The 24150-nt window shown below is 64.5% G+C and carries 22 protein-coding genes; 14 read left to right on the forward strand and 8 right to left on the reverse strand.

What is annotated here, in order from left to right; all coding sequences use genetic code 11:
• Positions 1-78: 78 nt before the first annotated feature.
• Both PIN01S_RS12315 and PIN01S_RS12320 read right to left on the reverse strand, forming a co-directional pair.
• Positions 79-708 carry a response regulator gene (locus PIN01S_RS12315; protein ID WP_084335968.1) on the reverse strand — a complete coding sequence of 210 codons (630 nt, stop codon included), beginning with the start codon at positions 706-708 and terminating at the stop codon, positions 79-81.
• Positions 705-3101: a PAS domain-containing sensor histidine kinase gene (locus PIN01S_RS12320; protein WP_084336120.1), complete on the reverse strand. Its 2397-nt coding sequence runs from the start codon at positions 3099-3101 to the stop codon at positions 705-707. The genes PIN01S_RS12315 and PIN01S_RS12320 overlap by 4 nt, the downstream gene beginning before the upstream one ends.
• A 132-nt stretch (positions 3102-3233) precedes the next feature.
• On the opposite strand from PIN01S_RS12320, the gene PIN01S_RS12325 reads away from it, so the two are divergent.
• A complete protein-coding gene (locus tag PIN01S_RS12325; RefSeq protein ID WP_084335969.1) occupies positions 3234-4280 on the forward strand; it encodes an alpha/beta hydrolase family protein in 1047 nt (348 codons plus the stop codon).
• 9 nt (positions 4281-4289) lie between these two features.
• Here PIN01S_RS12325 and PIN01S_RS12330 read toward each other — a convergent pair whose 3' ends face one another.
• From PIN01S_RS12330 to PIN01S_RS12340, 3 genes are read right to left on the reverse strand one after another with little or no spacing between them, the layout of a single operon-like run.
• A complete protein-coding gene (locus tag PIN01S_RS12330; RefSeq protein WP_084335970.1) occupies positions 4290-5057 on the reverse strand; it encodes a TerB family tellurite resistance protein in 768 nt (255 codons plus the stop codon).
• Positions 5058-5729, reverse strand: a complete 672-nt coding sequence (gene murU / locus PIN01S_RS12335; protein ID WP_084335971.1) for an N-acetylmuramate alpha-1-phosphate uridylyltransferase MurU — start codon at positions 5727-5729, stop codon at positions 5058-5060. It lies immediately after the preceding gene.
• Entirely contained in the window at positions 5726-6751 is a 1026-nt protein-coding gene (locus tag PIN01S_RS12340) for an aminoglycoside phosphotransferase family protein (RefSeq protein WP_084335972.1), read from the reverse strand. Before PIN01S_RS12340 ends, murU begins: the two co-directional genes overlap by 4 nt.
• A 126-nt stretch (positions 6752-6877) precedes the next feature.
• Here PIN01S_RS12340 and PIN01S_RS12345 point away from each other — a divergent pair, with 126 nt between their 5' ends.
• From PIN01S_RS12345 to PIN01S_RS12400, 12 genes are all read left to right on the forward strand, one after another.
• Complete coding sequence (locus tag PIN01S_RS12345; protein WP_084335973.1) at positions 6878-9643, forward strand: LPS-assembly protein LptD; 2766 nt, start codon at positions 6878-6880, stop codon at positions 9641-9643.
• A complete protein-coding gene (locus PIN01S_RS12350) occupies positions 9624-10931 on the forward strand; it encodes a peptidylprolyl isomerase (protein WP_169715827.1) in 1308 nt (435 codons plus the stop codon). The genes PIN01S_RS12345 and PIN01S_RS12350 overlap by 20 nt, the downstream gene beginning before the upstream one ends.
• Positions 10928-11917, forward strand: a complete 990-nt coding sequence (gene pdxA / locus PIN01S_RS12355; RefSeq protein WP_084335975.1) for a 4-hydroxythreonine-4-phosphate dehydrogenase PdxA — start codon at positions 10928-10930, stop codon at positions 11915-11917. Before PIN01S_RS12350 ends, pdxA begins: the two co-directional genes overlap by 4 nt.
• A gap of 117 nt (positions 11918-12034) precedes the next feature.
• On the forward strand, positions 12035-12841 hold the full coding sequence (gene rsmA, locus PIN01S_RS12360) for a 16S rRNA (adenine(1518)-N(6)/adenine(1519)-N(6))-dimethyltransferase RsmA (protein ID WP_084335976.1): 807 nt from the start codon (positions 12035-12037) through the stop codon (positions 12839-12841).
• Positions 12842-12881: 40 nt separating this feature from the next.
• Positions 12882-13262 (forward strand): Co2+/Mg2+ efflux facilitator ApaG/CorD, encoded by a 381-nt coding sequence (gene apaG, locus PIN01S_RS12365; RefSeq protein WP_084335977.1) that lies wholly within the window; start codon positions 12882-12884, stop codon positions 13260-13262.
• A complete protein-coding gene (locus PIN01S_RS12370) occupies positions 13262-14083 on the forward strand; it encodes a symmetrical bis(5'-nucleosyl)-tetraphosphatase (RefSeq protein WP_084335978.1) in 822 nt (273 codons plus the stop codon). Before apaG ends, PIN01S_RS12370 begins: the two co-directional genes overlap by 1 nt.
• Positions 14084-14130: 47 nt before the next feature.
• Positions 14131-14460: a thiosulfate sulfurtransferase GlpE gene (gene glpE / locus PIN01S_RS12375; protein ID WP_084335979.1), complete on the forward strand. Its 330-nt coding sequence runs from the start codon at positions 14131-14133 to the stop codon at positions 14458-14460.
• Positions 14461-14729: 269 nt separating this feature from the next.
• Positions 14730-16652, forward strand: a complete 1923-nt coding sequence (locus tag PIN01S_RS12380; RefSeq protein ID WP_084335980.1) for a PrkA family serine protein kinase — start codon at positions 14730-14732, stop codon at positions 16650-16652.
• Positions 16653-16761: 109 nt separating this feature from the next.
• A complete protein-coding gene (locus PIN01S_RS12385; protein WP_084335981.1) occupies positions 16762-18033 on the forward strand; it encodes a YeaH/YhbH family protein in 1272 nt (423 codons plus the stop codon).
• Positions 18030-19595, forward strand: a complete 1566-nt coding sequence (locus PIN01S_RS12390) for a SpoVR family protein (RefSeq protein WP_084335982.1) — start codon at positions 18030-18032, stop codon at positions 19593-19595. The genes PIN01S_RS12385 and PIN01S_RS12390 overlap by 4 nt, the downstream gene beginning before the upstream one ends.
• Positions 19596-19656: 61 nt before the next feature.
• Positions 19657-20166 (forward strand): DUF4136 domain-containing protein, encoded by a 510-nt coding sequence (locus tag PIN01S_RS12395; RefSeq protein WP_084335983.1) that lies wholly within the window; start codon positions 19657-19659, stop codon positions 20164-20166.
• Positions 20167-20228: 62 nt separating this feature from the next.
• Positions 20229-21473: a multifunctional CCA addition/repair protein gene (locus tag PIN01S_RS12400; RefSeq protein WP_084335984.1), complete on the forward strand. Its 1245-nt coding sequence runs from the start codon at positions 20229-20231 to the stop codon at positions 21471-21473.
• Positions 21474-21482: 9 nt separating this feature from the next.
• On the opposite strand, the gene folK is transcribed toward PIN01S_RS12400, so the two are convergent.
• Together folK and folB are read right to left on the reverse strand one after the other, a co-directional pair.
• On the reverse strand, positions 21483-22025 hold the full coding sequence (gene folK, locus PIN01S_RS12405) for a 2-amino-4-hydroxy-6-hydroxymethyldihydropteridine diphosphokinase (RefSeq protein WP_084335985.1): 543 nt from the start codon (positions 22023-22025) through the stop codon (positions 21483-21485).
• Positions 22016-22369, reverse strand: a complete 354-nt coding sequence (gene folB / locus PIN01S_RS12410; protein ID WP_084335986.1) for a dihydroneopterin aldolase — start codon at positions 22367-22369, stop codon at positions 22016-22018. Before folB ends, folK begins: the two co-directional genes overlap by 10 nt.
• Before the next feature lie 75 nt (positions 22370-22444).
• Between folB and plsY the strand changes: the two genes are divergently transcribed.
• Positions 22445-23014, forward strand: a complete 570-nt coding sequence (gene plsY, locus PIN01S_RS12415; RefSeq protein ID WP_084335987.1) for a glycerol-3-phosphate 1-O-acyltransferase PlsY — start codon at positions 22445-22447, stop codon at positions 23012-23014.
• A gap of 15 nt (positions 23015-23029) precedes the next feature.
• Here the strand turns inward: plsY and tsaD are convergent, their stop codons facing one another.
• Positions 23030-24055: a tRNA (adenosine(37)-N6)-threonylcarbamoyltransferase complex transferase subunit TsaD gene (tsaD, locus tag PIN01S_RS12420; RefSeq protein WP_084335988.1), complete on the reverse strand. Its 1026-nt coding sequence runs from the start codon at positions 24053-24055 to the stop codon at positions 23030-23032.
• Positions 24056-24150 lie beyond the last annotated feature (95 nt).

The following is a 24150-nucleotide window of genomic DNA, read 5'->3' on the forward strand; positions in this document are numbered from 1 at the left end:
GGAGCTGTTGCGACAGACAGGTCGCAAATAGGCAAGTCCGATCGGACGCGGGCTGTAGTCCTCCTTCCGGCGGATGGGTCAGATCAGCTTGTGCTCCACCGCATAGCGCACCAGCTCGGCCACCGAATGAGCGCCCAGCTTCTGCATCAGGCGGGCCTTGTGGGTGCTGACGGTCTTGCTGCTCACCGCCAGGTGCTGGGCGATCTCGTTGACGCCCTCCCCCTGCACCAGCCGCTCGAAGACCGAAAACTCCCGCTCGGACAAGGTGGCATGGGGCGGACGCGAATCGGTCAGGCCGACCTCGAAGACCATGCGGTCGGCCAGCTCCGGATCGATGTAGCGGCCACCCGACGCCACCTTGCGGATCGCGGTGAGGAGCAGGGCCGGGTCGCTGTCCTTGGTCGCATAGCCCGCCGCGCCGATCTTCAGCGCGCGCGCCGCCATCTGCGCCTCATCGTGCATCGACAGCACCAGGATTGCCGGCGGCTGGGTCAGGGCGCGGATGCGCGGAATCGCTTCCAGGCCATTCACGCCCGGCATGGAGATATCCAGCAATACCACCTCGCAAGGGGTCTGCCGCAGGGTCTCCATCAACTGCTCCCCGTTGCAGGCCTCGCCCACCACCTTGAGGTCCTTCGCCATGCCGATGAGTTGCTTGATGCCCTCGCGGACGATGGTGTGATCTTCCGCTACCAGAACCCGGATCACGCGGCTTCCTCCTTATCCAGAAACATGCATACCCGCAGCGTGGTGCCCTCGCCCGGCTGGCTGTCGATGCTCAGCCTACCGCCGAGCATCAGCACCCGCTCGCGCATGCCGACCAACCCGAACGAACTGCCCCGGCGCTCGCTCGGGCTGAACCCGCGCCCATCGTCGCTGATGTACAGGCACAACTCGCCGGCTTCGAGGCTCAGGCGCACCGTCACAGTATGCGCCTCGGCATGCCGGATCACGTTGGTCAGCGCCTCCTGCAGCACGCGGAACAGGCCGATGGCCTTGGCATCCGATAAGGGCGGCACGCTCTCCGGCACCTCCACCAGGCAGGGAATCTGCGTCCGCGCCTCGAAGCGCTGGGCCTGCCATTCGATGGCCGAGGCGATACCGGCATCCAGAATTGGCGGGCGCAGGGCGGTGGCCACGTCGCGCACCAGTTGGAACAACTGCGCGATCAGCCGCTTCATATTGTCCAAGCGCTCGCCCAGGCCGGGATCGAGTTCGGCGTAGGCCAGCTCGCACATCGAGGTCTCCAGCTTGAGCACGGTCAGCACCTGGCCCAGTTCGTCGTGGACCTCGCGGGCGATGCGCGCCTTCTCCTCCTCGCGCACCGTCTCCAGATGCGCCGACAACTCGCGCAACTGCGCACGAGAGTCGGCCAGCTCCAGCTCGATCCGCTTGTTCGCGCTGATATCCCAGACGATGCCATCCCACACCACGCGCCCATTGTCGAAACGCCGGGCGGTGGCCTTGATATCCGCCCAGCGCGGCTCGCCAGCCTGGGTCAGGATGCGGCCCTGCCAGTGCCAGTCGCGCTCTTCGCGCAAAGCCTGTTCCTGGGTGCTTTCGTAGGAAGCCCGGTCGTCCGGGTGGACCAGACTGCGAATGCCGCGATCCGGCTGCAGCAGGGTGCTCGCCGAATATCCGACCAGGCTTTCGCTGCCCTCGCCGATGAAGGCGAACACCACCGAGGCGTCGATGTGCGGCCGTTCCAGACGAAACACCAACCCCGGCACGTTGGCCGCGATACCTGTCAGCCGGGCCTCGCTTTCTTCCAGCGCGGCGCGGGCACGGCGGCGCTCGGTGACGTCGGTGAGAAACACCAGCAGGTACTCGCTTTCGCGAAAGCGCAGGAAGCTCAAGGAGACGTCGGCCGGCAGTTCGCTGCCATCGGCGCGGCGGCACTGCGTCTCGAAACTGAGCGGACCTTCCGCGGCGCGCGCCCGTTTCCACAGCCCCAGCCAGCGATCCATGCTCAGGCTCACCTCGAAGTCGGACAGAGGCCGCTCCAGCAACGCCCCCTGGGCGTAACCGAGCATGTCCTCGGCCGCGCGGTTGGCATAACGCACCCGGCTATCCCAGTTGACCCAGAGGATGCCGACGGTGCTTTCGTCGACGGAGAACTGAGTCAGACGCAGCGCCTCTTCGGCGGCGTCGCGCAGCTCGATGGTATGGCGCGCATCGGCCAACCGGGTCTCCAGCACATGCTGCTGGCGACGCAGCCAGGCGACGATGGCCATGGTCGCCAGCAGCAGCACGGCAAGCAGCAGGCTGAGGTTCTGCCAGAAACCCCTCGACTCGCCGAGGCTCGGATACTTGGGCAGCAACCAGCGCTCGCGCAGGGCTTCCAGCTCTTTCGCCGGCAACGCCCGCAACGCCGCATCCAGGACGGCGGCCAACTGCGGCCAATCGCGGCGGGAGGCGACGCGGAGCAACTGGGGGAAACCGATATCGCCGACCATCCCCAGCCCGGCGAATTCCGGTTCTCGACTCAGGCGGCCGAACTGCGCTTCATCGAGTACCGCATAGCGCACTTCCTGGCGGAGCAGGCTCTGCAAGGCCTGCCGCTCCGACGCGGCCGCCCGCAGGGCCAGGTTCGGATAGTTACCGCGCAAGTAATCGGCCACCGGGCCAGGCATGCGCACCGCCACCGGATCGGTCATGCCGAGCTGCTCCAACTCGACGGCCCCGCCTCCATTGCGCTCACCCACGAGCAAATGCGGTACCCGCATATAGGGATCGGAAAAAAGCCAGAGGCGCAGGCCGGCCGGTGTCTGACTCAGGCCAGGCGCGAGGTCGATGCGCCTGTCGCGGGCGGCGGCTTCGAGCGCGGCCAGATCGTCATAGCGGTACCAGACCAGTTCCACCTGTAACAGCCGGGCGAGACTCTCCATCAGCTCGACATTGGCGCCGGCGAGCTGCTGCAGACGCCGGTCGTACTGCGCATACGGCGCCTGCAACACCACCCCGACACGCAGTTGACGATGTTCCTCCAGCCAGTTGCGCTGGGCCGGATCGAGAGCCAGGGGAGCGGGCGGCGGCGCGGCGAATACCCCGACCGGCAGCAGCCAGGCCAGGAGCAGAACAACGGATAACGGACGGATCATGCAGCACACCGCGCGGCCGGCAGTTCGAAAGAGGGCTGGCATACCTTACTCCAGCCGCCTCGCCCTGGCGAAGCCTGACAAATGCGGAACAGCCGTTTAGGCTGCCAATGTCGTCAAGACAGGAATACATCGATGCCTCGCACCGCTCGCCCCCTCTCCATTCTCTGCCTGGGCCTGTTGCTGCCCTACGCGGCCTTGCATGCCGAGGAGCAGTCCCCGCCGGCGGAGCCGCCTGCCGAGGAAGCCCCCGCCGAACCGCAAGCGACGCAGCGCAGTCCGTTGCCGGAACGCAGCCAGGACGAGGCTGCCGGACTGGAACGCCAGCTACCGCACAAGGAACAGCAGCGTCTGAAAGCCGGCGACGACGATTTCCTCGCACTCTGGCAACCGGCCAATACCGGTACGCCGAAGGGGGTGGTGATCCTGCTCCCCGGCGACTCGGAGAGCGCCGATGCCCCTCAGGCCATCGGTCCGCTGCGACGCAAGTTGCCGGATGCCGGCTGGCACACCCTGAGCCTGACCTTGCCCGACCCGCTGGACGACTTGCCACCACCCCGCCCCGTCGGGCAACCGGTAGAACCGACGGAAAGCGTCGAGGCAGGCGAGGCGACATCGAAGGAAGAAGCCGAGGCCCCCGTCCCGGAGGCGCCAACGAACCCCGCCGAAGCCGGTGGCATGCAGGCCCCGGAAGCGGCCACCGCTCCGGCCGAGACGATACCCACGGAAACCCCGGAGGCTCGTCGACAGGCTCATATGGAAAAGGTATTGGCGCGCATCCAGAGCGGTGTCGACTTCGCCCTGGAACAGAACGCCAGCGAGATCGTGCTGCTCGGCCACGGCACTGGCGCCTACTGGGCAGCCCAGTACCTCGCCGAGCGCAAGCCGGAGCGCATCCAGAACCTGCTGATGGTGGCAGCACGTGTCCCGAGCGGATTCGCGCCGGAGCTGGAGGACCTGGTGCCGGCACTGAAGCTGGCCACCGGCGACTTCTACTACAAGGACCAACCCGCCGACCGCAACGCCGCGGCGCAGCGCATGCAGGCCGGCAAACGCCAGCAGCACCCGGCCTACATTCAGATCGCCATGAAAGCCCTGCCCGGAAATTCGGCTGCGGAACAGGAACAGCTTTACCGGCGCATCAAGGGCTGGCTGATGCTGCACGCCCGGGCCAAGGGATAACGGCGGCTCTCAGCGGAACCCGTGGCGCTCACGGATCAATGCATAAGCATTGTGCAACTCGCGCGTCTTGTCGGTGGCTTCGCGAACCCGCGCCGGGCTCGCCCCAGCGCCGGCCAGCTTGTCCGGATGGTGACGGCTGAGCAGTCGGCGATAGGCCCGCTTGATGGTCTCCGGCTCGCTGTCGGGGCTGACCGACAACAGGCGAAGCGCTTCCAGATAGGCGCTGCCGGCTGTGGCGGGAGGCGCCTTGGGCGATTCGCAGCGCACTTCCAGCGCCTCCACCTCCGGTGTGGTCCACCCCAGCCATTTTCCCCAGAGCAGGATCAATTCCCGCTCACGCGGTCCGATCCGACCATCGGCCGCGGCCATGCGCCAGCAACAGCGCAGGAGCCGTTCCGCCTCCGCACGCTGGCCGCGCAGCCGCCGCAGTGGGGCTCGTAGCCCATCCTCACCGGTCTTGCCCCTGGAAAAGGCTTCGATAGCCGCACGCGTGGCCGTCTCGTTCAGGCCCAGGCGGCGCATCTCAGCCCGCGCCTGCTGGATATGCGCCTCCCTCACACGCCCGTCGCTCTTGGCCAGACGGCCGAGCAGGATAAACAGCAATTCATCCGAACGAGGGGCCGGCGTGCCGCCGAGGCGCTCCCGCAGGCTGGCCCAGGAATCGAGCTGGAGGCGTCGATCCAGGACCTGCCCGAGCAATCCGCCCAGCAAAGCCCCCGGAATGCTGGCCAGGGCCAAACCGACCAGCGCACCGAGCAGAGTGGTCGGCCAGAACAATCAGACCTCCGACGCCAACAGGCGCTCGACGTCGGCCAGCCGCTCGTGGGTGCCCACATCAACCCAGCGCCCGCGGAAGTGCTCGCCGCTCACCAGCCCCTCGCGCATGGCGTCGCGCAGCAGGGGCGCCAGCTTGAAGGCGCTGTCCCGGCAGCCGGCGAACAAGCGCGGGTGCAACACCGCGATGCCACTGTAGGTCAGGCTGGGCTGGCCGGCGATGGCGTCCTCCACCTGGCTGTCGTACAGGCGGAAATCGCCCCCGGCGTGATGAGCCGGATTATCCACCAGTACCAGATGGGCCAAGTCGGTCAGCGGACGGCGCAACGAGGAAAAGTCATAGTCGGTCCAGATATCGCCGTTGACCACCAGGAACGGCTCATCGCCAAGCAACGGCAAGGCGCGGAAAATGCCGCCACCGGTCTCCAGCGGTTCCCCTTCGGCGGAATAGGCGATCTCCAGGCCGAAGCGCGCGCCGTCGCCCAGGTGGTTTTCGATCTGCTCGCCGAGCCAGGCATGGTTGATCACCAACTGGCGAAAACCAGCCGCAGCGAGGTTGCGCAGGTGATACTCGATGAGCGGCACGCCGGCCGCCCGCACCAGGGGCTTGGGGGTATGCAGCGTCAGCGGGCGCAGCCGTTCGCCCTTGCCGGCAGCCAGGATCATCGCCTTCATGGCGACACCGCCTCGGTACGCGGCAGGGAAGCAAGCAACTGCCCCAGCTCGGCCAGCTCGGGCCGGCGCGCGATCACCGCCTCGATATAACGGAAGAAGCGCGGCACGTCGCCGAGGTACTTCGGCTTACCGTCGCGATGGCAGATGCGGGCGAAGATGCCGATCACCTTCAGGTGCCGCTGTACGCCCATCAGATCGCTGGCGCGGTAGAAGGCGTCGAAACTCTCCTGTACCGGTACGCCGGCCTCGGTCGCACGACGCCAGTAACGCAGCAGCCAGTCCTGCACACGCGGCTCAGGCCAACTGAGGAAGGCATCCTTGAACAGGCAGGTGATGTCATAGGTGACCGGCCCGTACACCGCGTCCTGGAAATCCAGGATGCCCGGATTGGGTCGGCTCAGCATCAGATTGCGTGGCATGAAGTCGCGGTGCACGAATACCCGGGGCTGACTCAGAGCGCTCTCGACCAGCAGGTCGCAGACCCGCTGCCAGGCAGCCAGCGTTTCTCCTTCCAGGCTGATGTCCAGATGACGTTGCAGGTACCAGTCGGGGAACAGTTGCAATTCACGCCGCAACAGGGCGTCGTCGTAGCAGGGCAGCCCGGCGTCCAGCGGCAGGCGTTGGAACGCCAGCAAGGCTTTGATGGCATCCTCGAACAGCGCTTCGGCATTGTCCGCATCGATCACGTCGAGGTAAGTCTGCCGCCCCAGATCGTCGAGCAGCAGGAAGCCTCGTTCCAGCTCCGCGGCGAGAATCCGCGGCACATGTACCCCAGAGCCCGCCAGCAGGCCGGCGACCTTGACGAAGGGCGCGCAGTTTTCCTGCGGTGGCGGCGCATCCATGAGAATCAGGCTGCGGGTGCCGTCCTCCCAGCGGAAATAACGGCGAAAACTCGCATCGCTGCTGGCGGGTGTCAGACGGCCGGACGTCACCGCCCCCCACCCTTCGGCGGCGAACAAGGCAGGCAACTGCTGATCCAGCCAGCCGGTCAGTTGCTGGAGGCGTACATCTTCATCACGCATTTACAGGGTCTCCGACGGCGCTAGCCGTTATACGGGTCATGCTTTATTATCCAGCATCTTTTTCAGCCCATCGAGAGGCGTGCGGCCCCCCGGGCCGATGGCGCGCAGGAAGCCCGGACTAACAAGATGGCAGTACATTCTCCCGCGTTTCGTAAGAAATTCCCTCTGCTGGTTACCGGCAGTCTGCTGGCCATGCAGCCCGTAGCCGCTCCCTTTGTTTTCGCTGCCGAGCAATTCGACTGCAAGGCCTCCGCCACCGGCGGCTGGGCCTGCGCACCGAGCGCACCGGCCGCCGCACTGCCGCCACGCCCGGTGCACAGTGCCACTGCCGTCAGCTCCGGCGTCGCCTCCGGCACCGTCCAGGGGAGCAGCGCCCAGCAGCAGGCCGCCGCGCCCACACTGGTCACCGAGAGCAAGGGCAAAGGCCTGGTATCCCGTAGCGCCGACTATAGCCATCTGGACTGGGTCCCGCGCGAAAACCTCACGCCCGCTCAACTGGCGGAAGCCGGTCCTTACTGCGCCGGCGCCTACGTAGAACCGGTCCGTCCAGGCATGGACGATACCACCCCGCTGAACGAAGCACCGATGTACCTCTCGGCCAAGGCCTCGCGCTACGAGCAGGAACAACAGGTCGCGACGCTCGCCGGCGACGTGGTGATGCGCCAGGGCAGCATGCAGGTGGAAGCCGACGAGGCCAACCTGCGCCAGGCGGAAAACCGTGGCGAACTGGTGGGCAATGTCCGCCTGCGCGACAAGGGCACGCTGGTGGTCGGCGACCGCGCCGAACTGCAGTTGGACAACGGCGAAGCCAAGATCGACAACGCCGAATACGTCATCCACCAGGGCCACGTCCGCGGCAGCGCGCTGTATGCCAAGCGCGAGGAAACCGCGATCATCCGGCTCAAGGACGGTACCTACACCCGTTGCGAGCCGGGCAGCAACGCCTGGCACCTGAAGGGCAACAACGTCACCTTGAACCCGGCCACCGGCTTCGGTACCGCGACCAACGTGACCCTGCGGGTGAAGGACGTTCCGGTCTTCTACACCCCCTACATCTATTTCCCGATCGACGACCGCCGCCAGTCCGGCTTCCTGGCGCCAAGCATCAGCACGTCGAGCGACACCGGCCTCTCGTTGAAGACGCCGTACTACTTCAACCTGGCGCCGAACTACGACGCCACCCTCTACCCGACCTACATGGCCAAGCGCGGCCTGCTGATGGAAGGCGAGGTCCGCTACCTGACCAAGAGCAGCGAAGGCCTAGTGGGCGGCGCCTGGCTGGACGACAAGGAGGACGAGCGCAAACTGCAGTCCGAATACGAAGACCAGCGCTGGATGTACACCTGGCAGCACAAGGGTGGCCTGGACTCCCGTCTGCTGACCGAAGTCGACTACACCGACATCAGCGACCCCTATTACTTCCAGGATCTCGACAGCGACCTGGAAATCAGCTCGAACACCTTCGTGAACCAGCGCGGCACGCTGACCTGGCGCGGCGACAACTACATCGCCCGCCTCAATGCGCATGCCTATGAAATGGCCACGGTGACCGACATCACCCCGTACGAGCGCCTTCCGCAAGTCACCTTCAACGGTGCTCTGCCGTTCCAGCCGGGCGGGCTTAACTTCTCCTACGGCACCGAGTTCGTGCGTTTCGACCGCGACCTGCGCAGTGGCAACTTCATCAACGAAGACGGCGTCGCAGAGAGCTGGTACGACAACAATGTCCGCGGCATCGCCCGCGCCAATGGCGATCGTATCCACCTGGAGCCGGGCATCAGCCTGCCGCTGAACTGGACCTGGGGCTTCCTCAAGCCCTCGCTCAAGTACGCCTACACCCAGTACGACCTGACCCTGGACTCCATCGGCAAGAGTCAGATCGCCGGCAACTTCGAAGACTCCCCGGACCGCAGCGTACCGATCTTCGGCCTCGACGGCGGCCTGTACTTCGACCGCGACACCCAGCTGTTCGGCCATTCCTTCCGCCAGACCCTCGAACCGCGTGCGTTCTATCTCTACGTGCCAAAAGAGGATCAGGACGACATCCCGGTGTTCGACACCAGCGAAAGCAGCTTCAGCTATGCCTCGCTGTGGCGTGACAACCGCTTCTCCGGCAAGGACCGCATCGGCGACGAAAACCGTCTGTCCCTGGGCGTGACCAGCCGCTGGATCGAGCCGAACGGCTTCGAGCGCCAGCGCGTCAGCCTCGGCCAAGCCTTCTACTTCGCCGACCGCAAGGTGCAGATGCCGGGCATCGACTACCGCACCCGCGACGACGCGCAGAGCGATGTATCGCCCTACGCCCTGGAATACCTGTACCGCTTCAACCGCGACTGGCGCCTGTCCTCCACCTACAACTGGGACCCGGACAGCCACAGCACCCGCTCCGGCAGCCTGATGTTCCACTACCAGCCGGAAGACAACCCGAACAAGGTGGTCAACGTCGGCTATCGCTACCGCAACGATACCGTGCGCTACGACCAGGCCACCGGTACCTGGAAGTTCGGCGGCGACTTCGGCACACCCGGCAGCGACAACTACATCAAGGACTACTACAAGATCGACCAGCATGACTTTTCGGTCATCTGGCCGCTGGTCCCGCAGTGGAGCGCCATCGCCCGCTGGCAGTTCGACTACAACCGCAGCCGCACCCTGGAAGCCTTCGGTGGTTTCGAATACGACAGCTGCTGCTGGAAACTGCGCCTGATCAACCGCTACTGGGTCGACTACGACGAAAACAGCCTGAACCCGGACCTCAACGAAGAAGCCGACCGCGGCATCTTCCTGCAGATCGTGCTGAAGGGCCTCGGTGGGGTCGTTGGCAACAAGGTAGAGTCTTTCCTCGACCAAGGCATTCAAGGTTACCGTGAACGTGAAGACCAAGCTTTCTGATTGTCTGCGCCCGCTGCTGCTGGGCGCCCTCCTCCTGGGGAACGCAACGCTCAGCACCACGACAACGGCCGAGGTGCGCCCGCTGGACCGGGTCGTGGCCATCGTCGATAACGACGTGATCATGCAGAGCCAACTGGATCAGCGCCTGCACGAGGTGCAGCAGACCATCGCCAAGCGCGGTGCCGCACTGCCGCCCGAGCACGTGCTGAGCCAGCAGGTGCTGGAGCGGCTGATCATCGAGAACATCCAGCTGCAGATCGGCGAACGCTCCGGCATCCGCATCACCGATGAAGAACTGAACCAGGCCATCGGCACCATCGCTCAGCGCAACGGCATGACGGTCGAGCAGTTCCGCGCCGCCCTCGCCCAGGATGGCCTGTCCTTCGCCGATGCCCGCGACCAGGTGCGTCGCGAGATGATCATCAGCCGCGTGCGCCAGCGCCGGGTCGCCGAGCGCATCCAGGTCACCGACCAGGAAGTCCAGAACTTTCTCGCCTCCGATCTCGGCAAGATGCAGCTGTCCGAAGAGTTCCGCCTGGCCAATATCCTGATCCCGGTACCGGACGGTGCCCCGTCGGACACCATCCAGGCTGCCGAACGCCAGGCCCAGGACCTCTACCAGCAGCTCCGCCAGGGAGCCGACTTCGCCCAGCTGGCGATCGCCCGCTCGGCCAGCGAAACCGCCCTGGAAGGCGGCGACATGGGCTGGCGCAAGGCTGCGCAACTGCCGCCGCCGTTCGACAGCATGATCAGCGCCCTGTCGGTCGGCGAAGAGACCGAACCAATGCGCACCCCGGGCGGCTTCATCATCCTCAAGCTGCTCGACAAGCGCGGCGGCGGCACTCAGGTACGGGACGAAGTGCATGTCCGCCACATCCTGATCAAGCCCAGCGAAATCCGTAGCGAAGAAGAGACCCGTCGTCTGGCCGAGCGCCTGTACGAGCGCATCAAGTCCGGTGAGGACTTCGCCGAACTGGCGAAGAGCTTCTCCGAAGACCCGGGCTCGGCACTCAACGGCGGCGATCTCAATTGGATCGATCCGAACGCGTTGGTGCCGGAATTCCGCGAGGTCATGGCCAATACCGCGAGCGGCGAAATCTCCAAGCCGTTCAAGAGCCCCTATGGCTGGCATGTCCTGCAAGTGCTGGGACGCCGCGCCACCGACAGCAGCGAACAGTTCCGCGAGCAACAGGCGATGAACCTGCTGCGTAACCGCAAGTACGACGAAGAACTGCAAGCCTGGTTGCGCCAGATCCGCGACGAGGCCTACGTGGAAGTCAAACTGTGACGCCACGGCGCTTCGCCCTGACGCCCGGCGAGCCGGCCGGCATAGGCCCCGACCTGTGCCTGCTGCTCGCCGGGCAGCCCCACCCTCACCCCCTCATTGCCGTCGCCAGTCTGGACCTGCTCGTGCAGCGGGCCGCCCAGTTGAACCTCTCGGTCCGGCTCTTGCCCGTGACCCCGGATAGCTGGCCCGACGAACCCGCACCCGCCGGCAGCCTGTACGTCTGGGATACACCTCTGCGTACCCCGGCCACTCCCGGGCGACTGGACAGAGCCAACGCCGCCTATGTGCTGGAAACCCTGACCCGGGCCGGCCAAGGCTGCCTGGACGGTCATTTCGCCGGCATGATCACCGCCCCGGTACACAAGGGTGTGATCAACGAGGCGGGCATCGCCTTTTCCGGGCACACCGAATTCCTCGCCGAACTGACCGGCACCGAGCAAGTGGTGATGATGCTAGCCACACGCGGTTTGCGCGTCGCCCTGGTAACTACCCACCTGCCGCTGAAAGATGTCGCCTCGGCCATCACTGCCGAGCGGCTGAGCCGCGTCGCGCGCATTCTGCATGCCGACCTACGCGACAAGTTCGGCATTGCCCGGCCGCGCATCCTGGTTTGTGGCCTCAATCCACACGCCGGAGAAAGCGGTCACCTCGGGCGCGAAGAAATCGAGGTGATCGAGCCCGCTCTGGAAACCCTGCGCCAGGAAGGTCTCGACCTGATCGGCCCGCTGCCGGCGGATACCCTGTTCACCCCGAAATATCTGGAGCATTGCGACGCGGTCCTGGCGATGTACCACGACCAGGGTCTACCGGTGCTCAAGTACAAGGGCTTCGGTGCAGCGGTGAACGTGACCCTCGGTCTGCCCATTGTTCGTACGTCGGTGGACCACGGCACCGCCCTGGATCTCGCCGCGACCGGCAAGGTCGACACCGGCAGCCTCGCCGTGGCACTGGAAACGGCCTACGAAATGACCGGCAGACACCCCTAGGGCAACCAAGAGCCAATCCGGATGCCGGCTGCGGCCTCAACTGATAAGCTGCGCACCTTCTTGTTTTATGCTTCGAGCCGGCCTGATGTGGGCTGCTCGAGGCTTGGAGCCTTCTTCGTGTCCGAGCTATACCAACACCGCGCGCGCAAGCGTTTCGGCCAGAACTTTCTGCACGACGCCGGCGTGATCCATCGGATTCTCCGCTCGATCAATGCTCGCGAGGGGGATCGCCTGGTGGAGATCGGTCCGGGCCAGGGCGCGCTGACCGAAGGGCTGCTGGCCAGCGGCGCCCGTCTCGATGTGATCGAGCTGGACCTCGACCTGATCCCGCTGCTCAAGCTCAAGTTCGGTATTCATCCCGGCTTCACCCTGCACCAGGGCGATGCACTGAAGTTCGACTTCGCCAGCCTCGACGCCTCCCCGCGCAGCCTGCGGGTGGTCGGCAACCTGCCGTACAACATCTCCACGCCACTGATCTTCCATCTGCTGGAACATGCCGGGCTGATCCGTGATATGCATTTCATGCTCCAGAAGGAAGTGGTCGAACGCCTGGCCGCCGAGCCGGGCGGCGGCGACTGGGGCCGCTTGTCGATCATGGTGCAGTATCACTGCCGGGTCGAGCACCTGTTCAACGTCGGACCGGGCGCCTTCAACCCGCCGCCGAAAGTCGATTCGGCCATTGTCCGCCTGGTCCCCCATGAGACGCTGCCGCACCCGGCCAAGGACGTCCGCCAACTCGAGCGGGTGGTCCGCGAGGCGTTCAACCAGCGCCGCAAGACGCTGCGCAATACCTTGAAAGGCCTGCTCGACAAAGATGCCATCGAAGCCGCCGGGGTGGACGGCAGTCTGCGCCCCGAACAACTGGATCTCGCGGCCTTCGTCCGTCTGGCCGATCAGCTGGCCGGGCAGACAAGCCCGGGCTGACCTCCTAGACTCGACTATCCGTTTTCCGAGTTTCATTCGCATGTCCGACCCTCGTTATCAGATCGACATCAGCGTCGTCACCCGCTATCTCCCGGAACAGTCGCAACCGGACCAGAACCGTTTCGCCTTCGCTTACACGGTCACGATCCACAACAGCGGCGAGCTTGCGGCGCAGTTGCTGTCGCGGCATTGGGTCATCACCGATGGCGACGGCCGCATCCAGGAAGTCCGCGGTGCCGGCGTGGTGGGTCAGCAGCCCCGGATCGAGCCGGGCCAGAGCCACACCTACAGCAGCGGGACAGTCATGGCCACCCGCGTCGGCAACATGCACGGCAGCTACCAGATGCTCGCCGACGACGGGAAACGCTTCGAGGCCCCCATCGCCCCGTTCCGCCTCGCCGTACCGGGAGCCCTGCACTGATGGCGCTGTATGCCGTCGGTGACCTGCAGGGTTGCCTGGACCCGCTGAAATGCCTGCTCGACCGGGTGAACTTCGATCCGTCCCGCGACCACCTGTGGCTGGTGGGCGATCTGGTCAACCGTGGCCCGCAATCCCTGGAAGCCCTGCGTTTCCTTTATGCCATGCGCGAGTCGGTGACCTCCGTGCTGGGCAACCATGACCTGCATCTGCTGGCGGTGGCGCACAACATCGAACGCCTGAAGAAAGGCGACACCCTGCGCAAGATTCTCGAAGCCCCGGACCGCGACGACCTGCTCGACTGGCTGCGCCGCCAGAAACTGATGCATTACGATGCCGAACGCGACATCGCCCTGGTGCACGCCGGCATCCCCCCGCAGTGGAGCCTGAAAAAAGCGCTCAGGCGCGCCGCCGAAGTGGAAGAAGTCTTGCTGGATGACGCCCGCCTGCCGCTGTTCCTCGACGGCATGTACGGTAACGAGCCGGCCAAGTGGGACAAGGACCTGCACGGCGTGACTCGCCTGCGGGTCATCACCAACTACTTCACCCGCATGCGCTTCTGCACCGCAGACGGCACCTTGGACCTGAAAAGCAAGGAAGGCGTGGACAGCGCCCCGCCCGGCTATGCCCCCTGGTTCAGCCACCCGAACCGCAAGACCCGCGGCCAAAAGCTGATCTTCGGCCACTGGGCCGCCCTCGAAGGCCGCTGCGACGAACCCGGACTGTTCGCACTGGACACCGGCTGCGTCTGGGGCGGCGCCATGACGCTGCTCGATGTGGACAGCAGCCGGAAGTACCGCTGCGACTGCCCGGCGCAACGATAACGAACGAAGCCGGGCGGCCAGACCGCTCCGGCAGACCGGAGAATTCCATGAGCGATTTCAAACGCATCCCACCGCAACAGGCCCAGGCGCTCCGCGAGCAGGGCGCCGTGGTAGTGGATATCCGCGACCCGCAGAGCTTCGCCAATGGCCACATCGCCGGTTCCCGGCATCTGGACAACCACTCCCTGGCCGACTTCATCGCCCACGCCGACTTCGACCGGCCGCTGATCGTCGCCTGCTACCACGGCAACTCCAGCCAGGGGGCGGCCGCTTACCTCGCCCACCAGGGCTTCGCCGAGGTCTACAGCCTCGACGGCGGCTTCGAACTCTGGCGCGCGACCTACCCCAACGAGACGGCCACAGGCCAGGAAGAATAATTTTTCCCGGCGGCAACCCCTGCCGCCCTTGGCCGGGCCCGCCCGGCAACGCGCTATTCCCCTTCCTTTACCCTTGCGCTTCTCCAGAACGAACTATCCTTAGTCACAGGCCATCCAAAACAGGGAAGCCGGCGTACCGGCAACGGGGCCATCGGTAGCGACCTTTAGGTGTTCTGGGGGATTTTCAAATCGGCCGACTCGTCGGCAGCCTTCCAGCACGCGCTCGACCGACCCCGCGCCGGCTCCTATGCATCGAGCGAGGTGACGTCATGAGTATTTTCAGCCACTTCCAGCAGCGCTTCGAGACGACACGTCAGGAGGAGTATTCCCTTCAGGAGTACCTCGATCTGTGCAAACAGGATCGCAGTGTCTACGCCACGGCCGCCGAGCGCATCCTCATGGCCATCGGCGAGCCTGAGCTGCTGGATACCTCCACCGACTCGCGGTTGTCGCGGATCTTCTCCAACAAGGTGATCCGCCGCTACCCGGCCTTCGCGGACTTCCATGGCATGGAAGAATGCATCGACCAGATCGTCGCGTTCTTCCGCCATGCCGCCCAGGGCCTGGAAGAGAAGAAACAGATTCTTTACCTGCTGGGTCCGGTCGGTGGCGGCAAGTCGTCGCTGGCTGAAAAGCTCAAGCAACTGATCGAGAAGGTCCCTTTCTATGCGATCAAAGGCTCCCCAGTCTTCGAATCGCCGCTGGGCCTGTTCAACGCGGACGAAGACGGCGCCATCCTCGAAGAGGACTACGGCATCCCGCGCCGCTACCTCAACACCATCATGTCGCCCTGGGCGACCAAGCGCCTGACCGAGTTCGGCGGCGACATCAGCCAGTTCCGGGTGGTGAAGCTCTACCCCTCGATCCTCAACCAGATCGCGGTGGCCAAGACCGAGCCGGGCGACGAGAACAACCAGGACATCTCCGCCCTGGTCGGCAAGGTGGATATCCGCAAGCTGGAGGAATTCCCGCAGAACGACGCCGACGCCTATAGCTACTCGGGCGCACTGTGCCGGGCCAACCAGGGCCTGATGGAGTTCGTCGAGATGTTCAAGGCGCCGATCAAGGTCCTGCACCCCTTGCTCACCGCCACCCAGGAAGGCAACTACAACAGCACCGAAGGCCTCGGGGCCATTCCGTTCAGCGGAATCATCCTGGCCCACTCCAACGAATCCGAGTGGCACAGCTTCCGCAACAACAAGAACAACGAGGCCTTCATCGACCGTATCTACATCGTCAAGGTGCCGTACTGCCTGCGCGTCACCGACGAAATCAAGATCTACGACAAGCTGCTGGCCAACAGCTCGCTGTCGAAGGCCCACTGCGCCCCGGATACCCTGCGCATGCTTGCCCAGTTCTCGGTGCTGTCGCGCCTGAAGGAGCCGGACAACTCCAACATCTATTCGAAGATGCGCGTCTACGACGGAGAGAACCTGAAGGACACCGATCCCAAGGCCAAGTCGATCCAGGAATACCGCGACAACGCCGGCGTGGACGAAGGCATGAACGGCCTGTCGACCCGCTTCGCCTTCAAGATCCTGTCCAAGGTATTCAACTTCGACCCGCACGAGATCGCCGCCAACCCGGTGCACCTGCTGTACGTGCTGGAACAGCAGATCGAGCAGGAACAGTTTCCGCCGGAAGTACGCGAGCGCTATCTGCGCTACCTCAAGGAATACCTGGCACCGCGCTATATCGAGTTCATCGGCAAGGAAATCCAGACCGCCTACCTCGAGTCCTACAGCGAGTATGGCCAGAACATCTTCGACCGTTACGTGCTCTACGCCGACTTCTGGATTCAGGACCAGGAATACCGCGACCCGGAAACCGGCGAAATCCTCAACCGCGTCGCCCTCAACGAGGAACTGGAAAAGATCGAGAAACCGGCCGGCATCAGCAACCCGAAGGATTTCCGCAACGAGATCGTCAACTTCGTGCTGCGCGCCCGGGCCAACAACAACGGCAAGAACCCGACCTGGCTCAGCTACGAGAAGCTGCGCGTGGTCATCGAGAAGAAGATGTTCTCGAACACCGAGGATCTCTTGCCGGTGATCAGCTTCAATGCCAAGGCAAGCAAGGAGGATCAGCAGAAGCACAACGACTTCGTCAAGCGCATGGTCGAGCGCGGCTATACGGAGAAGCAAGTCAGGCTGTTGTCCGAGTGGTATCTGCGGGTGCGCAAATCGCAGTAACGCAGCCGCAAGCGACAAGCGGCAGGCGGCAAGCAAGAACGAGTGCGTTCACAGCCTCGCTCTTGCTTGCGGCGTGTGGCTTGTGGCTTGAAGCTGCCACGGAGGGGCTATGAGCTATGTGATCGACCGACGCCTGAACGGCAAGAACAAGAGCACGGTGAACCGCCAGCGCTTCCTGCGGCGGTACCGCGAACACATCAAGAAGGCCGTGGAGGAGGCCGTCAGCCGGCGCTCCATTACCGACATGGAGCACGGCGAGCAGATCAGTATTCCCGGGCGCGACATCGACGAGCCCATTCTTCACCATGGCCGGGGTGGCAAGCAGACTATCGTCCATCCCGGTAACAAGGAATTCACCACTGGCGAGCGCATCCCCCGGCCATCGGGAGGCGGCGGTGGACGAGGCGCCGGCAAGGCGAGCAATACCGGCGAAGGCATGGACGACTTCGTCTTCCAGATCACCCAGGAAGAATTCCTCGATTTCATGTTCGAGGACTTGGAGCTGCCCAACCTGGTCAAGCGGCACCTGACCGGGACCGACACCTTCAAGACCGTGCGTGCCGGGATCAGCAACGAGGGCAACCCCTCGCGGATCAACATCGTCCGCACGCTGCGTTCCGCCCATGCCCGGCGGATCGCTCTGTCCGGTAGCAGCCGTGCCAAGCTGCGCGTGGCGCTGGCGGAGCTGGATCGCCTGAAGTGCGAAGAACCCGACAATATCGGCGACATTCAACGCATGGAATCGGAGATATCCCGCCTGCGTGCACGTATCGAGCGGATTCCCTTCCTCGATACCTTCGACCTCAAGTACAACTTGCTGACCAAGCAGCCGAATCCCAGCTCCAAGGCGGTGATGTTCTGCCTGATGGACGTTTCCGGCTCCATGACCCAGGCGACCAAGGACATCGCCAAGCGCTTCTTCATCCTGCTCTACCTGTTCCTCAAGCGGAACTACGACAAGATCGAAGTGGTGTTCATCCGCCATCACACCAGCGCCCGCGAGGTGGACGAGGAGGAATTCTTCTATTCCCGGGAAACCGGCGGGACCATCGTCTCCAGTGCGCTGAAGCTGATGCAGGAGATCATGGCCGAGCGCTACCCGATCAACGAATGGAACATCTATGCCGCCCAGGCGTCGGACGGCGACAACTGGAATGACGACTCGCCCATCTGTCGCGATATTCTGGTCAAGCAGATCATGCCGTTCGTGCAGTACTACACCTACGTCGAGATCACCCCGCGCGAGCACCAGGCGCTGTGGTTCGAATACGAGCAGGTCCGCGAGGCCTTCGCCGACACCTTTGCCCAGCAGCAGATCGTCTCGGCGGCGGACATCTACCCGGTGTTCCGCGAACTGTTCCAGCGGAGGATGACCACATGAGTCCCCGTGAAAAGAGAAGCCAGCCGCTCTCCACCGGTTCGGAATGGACGTTCGAGCTGATCCGCGCCTACGACCGCGAGATCAGCCGCATCGCTGAACGCTATGCGCTGGATACCTATCCGAACCAGATCGAAGTCATCACCGCCGAACAGATGATGGACGCCTACGCATCGGTCGGGATGCCCATCGGCTATCACCACTGGTCCTACGGCAAGCACTTCCTCAGCACGGAAAAGTCCTACAGCCGTGGGCAGATGGGCCTGGCCTACGAGATCGTGATCAACTCCGATCCCTGCATCGCCTACCTGATGGAAGAAAACACCATGTGCATGCAGGCACTGGTGGTCGCCCACGCCTGCTACGGGCACAACAGCTTCTTCAAGGGCAACTACCTGTTCCGCACCTGGACCGATGCCAGCTCGATCATCGATTACCTGGTGTTCGCCAAGCAGTACATCATGCAGTGCGAGGAACGCCACGGCATCGACGCGGTGGAAGACCTGCTGGATTCCTGCCATGCCCTGATGAACTACGGCGTGGACCGCTACAAACGCCCCTACCCCATCTCTGCCGAAGAAGAGAGGCGGCGGCAGAAGGATCGCGAAGAACATCTGCAGAAGCAGATCAACGACCTGTGGCGCACCATCCCGAAAAGCTCCGGCAAGCACCACGAACGAGACGACAAGCGCTTCCCCGCCGAACCGCAGGAAAACATCCTGTATTTCATCGAGAAGCACGCCCCGCTGCTGGAGCCCTGGCAGCGCGAAGTCGTGCGCATCGTGCGCAAGATCGCCCAGTACTTCTATCCGCAGCGCCAGACGCAGGTGATGAACGAGGGCTGGGCCACCTTCTGGCACTACACCCTGCTCAACGATCTGTACGACGAGGGCCTGGTTACCGACGGCTTCATGATGGAGTTCCTGCAGTACCACACCAGCGTCATCTACCAGCCGGCGTTCGACAGCCCCTACTACAGCGGCATCAACCCCTACACCCTAGGCTTCGCCATGTACCGCGACATCCGCCGCATCTGCGAGGCCCCGACCGAGGAAGACAAGCGCTGGTTCCCGGACATCGCCGGCAGCGACTGGCTGTCCACCCTCAAGTTCGCCATGAAAAGCTTCAAGGACGAGAGCTTCATCCTGCAATTCCTCTCGCCCAAGGTCATCCGCGACCTCAAGCTGTTCAGCATCCTCGACGACGACCAGAAGGACGAGCTGCTGGTATCGGCCATCCACGACGAAAGCGGCTACCGCACGATCCGCGAGTTGCTGGCATCGCAATACAACCTCGGCAACCGCGAACCCAACGTGCAGATCTGGAGCGTCGACCGCCGTGGCGACCGCTCGCTCACCCTGCGTCACCAGCAGCATGATCGCAAACCGCTGGGCGACTCCACCGAAGACGTGCTCAAGCACCTGCACCGGCTGTGGGGCTTCGACGTGCATCTGGAAACCCTGCAGGGCGACCAGGTGGTCGGCGTCCAGCACGTCCCACCCAAGGGCGACCGTGACAACGAGAGCGACTATCCCCGGCTCGACCTGGCGATCCCGCCCATTTGATCGGTTGACCCGCGCCGGATAGCCACGGAGCATGTCGGGAAAGCCCTTCCGAGCCCTGTCCATGCGCCTGTTTCTCGTGCTGTTGCTGTGCCTGGCACTCGCCACCTGCACTCGCCAGTTGCCCCAGGTCCAACTGGTGCAGCCGGCCGCCGAGGACCTGGGCGAGTTGCGGGACTACCGGCTGATCCCGCCTGATCTGGCCGTACAAGGCGAACTGCCGTTCGGCGACGACTACATTCAGCTCGCGACCTTGTTGCGCCAGGGCCTTGCCACTCGCGGCTACCGGGAAAGCCCGACACCACAGATGCACGTCTATTACTGGCTGGCCATGAACGACGCGCCGCTGGAATTCCGGGTCGACGTGCCGCCGCCCGATACCCTCGGCCCTTATCTCGCCATCCATCGCCTGCACGACGAAACCGGCACGCTTCGCGTTCGCCTGACCGATCCCGACGGTCGCTCCCTGTGGGAAGGACTCGTCAGCACCGGCCTGAGCCCCTCCCGGACCAGCTCCGAACGCCTCGAAGCCGCCGTCGAGGCACTGCTCCAGAGCCTGCCGACCGCACGCTGAGCCCATAAACCGCCGCGACGCCCAGTGCCCCAATCGGTATCCTGTGCCGATTGGAGGTAAACATGCAGATCTACAAAGTAGGCGGCGCGGTGCGCGATCGCTTGTTGGGCAGGCCCGTCACCGAAGTCGACTGGGTCGTGGTCGGCGCCAGTGCCGAAGAAATGCAGGCGAAAGGCTTCCGCCCGGTCGGCGCGGACTTCCCGGTCTTCCTGCACCCCGAGACCGGCGATGAATACGCCCTGGCGCGCACCGAGCGAAAAAGCGGACGCGGCTATGGTGGCTTCACGTTCTACGCCAGCCCGGACGTCACCCTGGAAGACGACCTCATCCGCCGCGACCTCACCATCAACGCCATGGCCGAGGACGAGCAGGGCCGGGTCATCGATCCCTATGGCGGGCAGCGCGATCTTCAGGATCGCTTGTTGCGCCACGTTTCCCCCGCCTTCGCCGAAGACCCTCTGCGCGTGCTGCGTGTCGCCCGCTTCGCTGCCCGTTATGCGCCGCTGGGCTTTCGTGTCGCCGACGAGACCCAGGCACTGATGCGCCAGCTCAGCCAATCCGGCGAACTCAAGGACCTGACGGCGGAGCGTGCCTGGAAGGAAATCTCCCGTGCCCTGATGGAGCCACGCCCCGATGTCTTCGTCAGTGTGCTGCACGGATGCGGCGCCCTGGCAGAGTTGCTGCCGGAGGTCGACGCCCTGTTTGGCGTGCCGCAACCGGCCGCCCATCATCCGGAAATCGACACCGGCGACCATGTCCTCCGAGTGCTGCGCCTGTGCGCCGAGCGCGAACTACCGTTGACCGTGCGCTGGGCCTGCCTGCTGCATGACGTCGGAAAAGGCACGACCCCGGAAAACGAGTGGCCCCGCCATATCGGCCACGAGCACAACGGTCGTCCCTTGATCGAGGCGGTGAACGCACGCTGCAAGGCGCCCCGCGACTGCCAGGAACTGGCTGTGCTGGTCGGCGAATACCACACCCATGCCCACCGGGCCCTGGAGTTGCGTCCGAATACCCTGCTGGAGCTACTGCAGCATTTCGATATCTACCGCCGGCCGCAGCGCTTCGAAGAGTTCATCGCCGCCTGTGAAATGGACGCCCGTGGCCGGCGCGGACTGGAGCAGCGCGACTATCCCCAGGCGCTCTATCTGCGAGGCGCAGCGGATGCGGCGCGGGCGGTCTCGGTGAAGCCCTTGCTGGAAAAGGGGCTACAGGGTGCCGAACTGGGCGAGGCCTTGAGGCGGGAGCGCCTGAAAGCGCTCAAGGCCTACAAGGCCAGCCAGAACGGCCAGACGACAGAGGAATAGACGTCAGGTCTATTCCTCCAGGGAGGACGTGGTCTGGAGCAGCGCCTCGGGCGTCAGTTCCCGGCCACGCCAGACGAAGGACACCGGCCATAGACGCTGGTCGATTGAGGCCTCCCGCCACAGCTCGGCGAAGGTCTTGCCGACACCCGGATGGACAGCCTCCGGCATCAGCAAAGCCAGCGGCCAGAGCACGAAGGCGTTCTTCAGCACCTCGGCCCGCGGCAGCACCAACCCATCGAAGTTGCCGACCAGATCGTCGTAGAGCAGGACATCGATATCCAGCGGCAAGCCCTTACGATCCGGGGCATAGCGGCCGTTGTCCGCCTCGATGAACTTCAATCGGCGGTCGAGCTCACCCAAAGGTAGGTCGGTATAGGCCGACACCACGAGATTGATGAAGGGACCGCTCTTGATGCCCACGGCCTGGCTTTCGAACACCGGCGAGCAGCGCAGATCGGTCAGGAACGCCGCCAGGGCATCCAGGCCGGCGGCCAGATGGGCCTCGCGCTCGATGTTGCTGCCGAGCCCGAGCACGACCTGGGTCAGAGACATCCGCGTACGATCTCCACGCCCACACCGCTGGCGGCCGGGACAGCCCCCGGCTTGGTCAATTTGAGATGCAGGCCGGGAATCCCGAACTCTGCCATCAGTACCTCGGCCAGACGCTCGGCGAAGGTCTCCACCAGCAGGAAATGCGCTTCGGTGGCGAAAGCCTGGATGCGCGCCGTCACCGCCGCGTAATCGAGGGCCTTGCTCAAGTCGTCACCGCCGGCGGCCGGCCGGTTGTCCCAGGCCATCGACAGGTCCAGGCGCAGACACTGGCGGATACCGCGTTCCCAGTCATACACACCGATCACGGTGTCGACTTCCAGCCCTTCGATAAACACTCTGTCCAAGTACTGCTCCCCGCGGCACGACAAGGGCGTCATGCCCCGTTAGAATCGGGCGTCACCGCCCTGGAATGGATACCCATGTTCTGGCTGTTGGCGATTCTCGCCTACCTGCTCGGCTCACTGTCCTTCGCCATCCTGCTCAGCCGTCTGATGGGCGGCCCGGACCCGCGCGCCAGTGGCTCGGGCAACCCCGGCGCCACCAACATGCTACGGGTCGCCGGCCGGAAAATGGCCATCCTCACTCTGCTGGGCGACCTGTTCAAGGGGCTGCTCCCCGTGCTGGTCGCACAACAGGCCGGCCTATCCCTGCAACAACAGGCCTGGATCGGCCTGGCCGCAGTGGTGGGCCATCTTTATCCACTGTATTTCCGCTTCCGTGGCGGCAAGGGCGTCGCCACTGCCGCCGGCATGCTGCTCGGTCTCTATCCACCAGCCGCCCTGCTGGCCATCGCCGCCTGGTTGCTGACCTTCGTTCTCACCCGCACCAGCTCCCTCGCCGCGCTCATCGCCACACCGCTGACCCTGCCTTTGCTGGCCTGGCAGCAACCAGCGGCCTTGCTGCCGATGTGTGCGTTGACCGGGCTGATCGTCTGGCGGCACCGGGGCAACCTGCGCGACCTCCTCGCCGGGCGCGAGCGGCACTTCTGAGTCTCTTGGTGGCGATCAGATCGCCGGCAGGCTCTCCATCGGCCAACGGGCCTGCACCCTGATCTCCGGCCCCTCGTGCTGGCCGGCCAGCAGCCGCTGACAGCCCGCGTAGGCAATCATCGCGCCGTTATCGGTACAGAAACGTGGCCTCGCATAGAACACCTGGCCCTTCAACTCGCCGAGCATTTTTTCCAGCGACTGACGCAACGCCTGGTTGGCGCTGACGCCGCCGGCGATCACCAAACGCTTGAGGCCGGTCTGCTTCAAGGCACGACGGCACTTGATGGTGAGAGTCTCCACCACCGCCTGCTGGAAGGCCAGGGCGATGTCGCAACGGGTTTGCTCGCCGTCGTCCCCGGCGTCGCGGCATTGCTGCCAGGTGTTCAAGGCGAAGGTCTTGAGGCCGCTGAAACTGAAATCCAGCCCCGGCCGATCGGTCATCGGCCGCGGGAAGACGAAGCGCCCCGGCGTCCCCTGCTGGGCCAAGCGCGCGATCTCCGGGCCACCGGGATAACCCAGGCCGATCAGCTTGGCGGTCTTGTCGAAGGCCTCGCCGGCGGCATCGTCCACCGACTCGCCGAGCAACTGGTAACGACCGATGCCGTCCACCCGCACCAACTGCGTATGACCACCAGAGACCAGCAGAGCGATAAAAGGAAAGGCCGGCGGCTGCTCTTCCAGCATCGGCGCCAGCAGATGCCCTTCCATATGGTGGACGCCGACGGCCGGGACGCCCCAGGCGAATGCCAGCGCCTGGGCGCAGGAGGCACCGACCAGCAGTGCGCCGACCAGACCGGGACCGGCGGTATAGGCGATGGCATCGATGTCGCCCGACGAACGGCCGGACTCCTCCAGCACCTGGCGGATCAACGGCAGCATGCGTTTCACGTGGTCCCGCGAGGCCAGCTCGGGTACCACACCGCCATAAATACGGTGCAGATCGATCTGGCTGAACAGAGCGTCCGCCAGCAGGCCTTGTTCGCTGTCGTAGAGGGCGACGCCGGTTTCGTCGCAGGAGGTTTCCAACCCCAATACAAGCATGGGTTCGCGCCTTCAGAGGGTGGGCAAATTCGAAGGCGCGCATGATAATCGCCGCCCCGCCGCCGCGACCAGTGGTTTTCGATCAGAGGCTTTGC

This window comes from Pseudomonas indica NBRC 103045, assembly GCF_002091635.1.
In the GTDB taxonomy this organism is placed as follows: Bacteria; Pseudomonadota; Gammaproteobacteria; order Pseudomonadales; family Pseudomonadaceae; genus Pseudomonas_M; species Pseudomonas_M indica.